The 2242-nt window shown below is 43.8% G+C and carries 2 protein-coding genes; both read right to left on the reverse strand.

The features are described 5' to 3' along the window. Positions 1 to 887: 887 nt before the first annotated feature. Positions 888 to 1577, reverse strand: a complete 690-nt coding sequence (gene nblR / locus PX636_RS16435) for a response regulator transcription factor NblR (protein WP_002798700.1) — start codon at positions 1575 to 1577, stop codon at positions 888 to 890. Between the two features lie 41 nt (positions 1578 to 1618). Continuing rightward, positions 1619 to 2128 (reverse strand): hypothetical protein, encoded by a 510-nt coding sequence (locus PX636_RS16440; RefSeq protein ID WP_002798701.1) that lies wholly within the window; start codon positions 2126 to 2128, stop codon positions 1619 to 1621. Positions 2129 to 2242: the final 114 nt, after the last annotated feature.

Consider the following 2242-nt stretch of genomic DNA (forward strand, 5'->3'; position numbering starts at 1 on the left):
GGTGGGGAAGTGGGGAAGTGGGGTGTGGGGTGTAGGGTGTGGTGCGATTCGTTGGCTAGAAACTAGACAGTAAGACGTTTAGAGGATTAGCCGCTTGGTAAATGTAGTACCTTGATAACTTTATAACCCTACAGGTGCGGGTTAGTAATAACCTTAGTCCTGTCCTCTAGATGCCTAGAGTGACGGCATTTCCTGCTGCTTTAGACTTGGTACATCTGAGGTAGTGAGCGAGGAAAAAAAGCGGTATCTGATAGCCTAAATCAGAAACCCGTTGAGCCAGAACCTATGGATAGCCCTGGGGCGAAGATACGAATTAACCATCGTCAACACCCACGAGCCAAAAGGCTGACAGGCTCGAAACAAAAGTTAACAGAGTTGGGGCTGATAGCTCATACCACTATCAGTAAGGCATTCCCGTTACTCTGTTGTGGACAGTATCATCCTAATGGTTCAACCAATGGTTATAGGGAACGAAGTAACCCTGATTGACTCTGCCCGTTTGGGGCAGTAGGAAACCATCCGCAAGTCAATAGAGGGAGAGGATGTCCTTAAAAGCCAAGGCTTTGAGTAATATCAAAGATATGCTGACAAAGGACGGGTAATTAGGAAGTCTAAGCAACAATCAACGGTCATATACGCCCTAAAACCAACAATCTTGTCTGGTGGGGATACAGCCAAGAGGGTTGAATAGACAAGGAAATAATAATTCCCATTATTATTCTACTAATGACAGTAGCCTAGTTACTCAGGAGCCGGATACGGCGAAAGTCGTAAGTCCGGTTTTGAAGCAGGGGGTGGGAAGGCGACTTCCTGCTCTACTGTAACGGGAGATTAAATAAAAGCAATCTACTGATCACTGATCACTGATCACTGATTACTGATTACTGTTAAGATTCCCGTAAAACGTAGCCCACACCACGCACGGTATGAATGAGGCGTTTTTGACCACCAGCCTCCATCTTCAGGCGTAAATAGCGAATATACACCTCAATAACGTTTGATTCTCCTTGAAATTCGTCTCCCCAGACATTTTCGAGAATTTTCTCCCTCGATAATACTTCTTTGGGGTGAATCATGAGGTAGCGCAGCAGTTCAAATTCCTTCATCGTCAACTCAATATTTTTGTTTTTATAGGAGAGACGACGACTGGCTAAATCTAATACTAAGTCACCGAAACCCAATTGTTCGGGGGTAATTTCCAGAGGTTGCAGGTAAAAACGGATTAATTTGAGAAAAGATTGCGAATTATAGGGTTTGAGAAAATAATCGTCGGCTCCCGCTTCCAAACAGGCGAGACGTTCTTCTAGGGTTTCTTGAGATACTAACAAAATAATATAAACGCGACTTCCCTGGGAACGTAAACGACTACAAAAATTCACACCGGCCTCCGCTGCGAGGAAGCGATCGAGTATAATCATCGCTGGCTGCCAACTTTTCACTTCTGGGAAAGCGATATCAATGCTAGGCACGATCAGGGGACGATAACCTGCTTCTTTCAAGTCCGCACTAGCTAGTTTAGCGATATTCTCCTCAATTCCCACCAAGAGAATTGAAGAACTCGGAACGGATGTACTCATAAATCAGCAGCGGTAAAGAAATAGGAAAGATAGGGAGGGGACTACCTAATTATAGTTAATTGATTCTTGCCTAACCGATTTAATAAAAAAGTTAACGCTGTGGTGCGTTGGACAAAATTACCATTGATAGACCAACCAGTCACTCGATCGGGGGACGACCAGAGGCTAAGATGATCTACAGGTGGATCTGCATAAAAATTTTCTTGACCGCTACCCAATAAACAGGAACTCCAATGGGTAAAATAATCGTGACTAAGGCGATAAATGGGAAAATTACCGATTAATGGCACTCCCCACCCGTCCAGAGCTATTAAAGCGGCAATTTTTGCCCCTTGAGCTTGCCAATAATGAGCTAAAGCGATCGCATTTACCACCCCCGCACTAAACCCAATCAAGGTTAGAGCTTCTCCCGGTGAAAAAGCTTCATTTAAGCAAGAAAAAGGCGAAATAATAATATAGGAAGGTAATTTGACCGATTGGCTCCCCAGATGTCCTAAAAAATCCTCGGTCAGTCTAGAATCATGAAAACCCGGACAAATTACCAAAGACATAAAGTTAAGTAAAAATCTATGAGGGGTCAGTTATCAGTTATCAGTAATCAGTAATCAGTAATCAGTCATCAGTCATCAGTTTTTTCTCCCTGCTCCCCTACTCCGTCTCCCCAC

The sequence above is a fragment of the Microcystis sp. M53598_WE2 genome, assembly GCF_030067735.1.
Classification (GTDB): Bacteria; Cyanobacteriota; Cyanobacteriia; order Cyanobacteriales; family Microcystaceae; genus Microcystis; species Microcystis aeruginosa.

What these genes read in the sequence shown, in the direction of transcription:
- PX636_RS16440 (WP_002798701.1), bottom strand. Translation starts at nt 2,128, where the DNA reads ATGTCTTTGGTAATTTGTCCGGGTTTTCATGATTCTAGACTGACCGAG.
- nblR (WP_002798700.1), bottom strand. Translation starts at nt 1,577, where the DNA reads ATGAGTACATCCGTTCCGAGTTCTTCAATTCTCTTGGTGGGAATTGAG.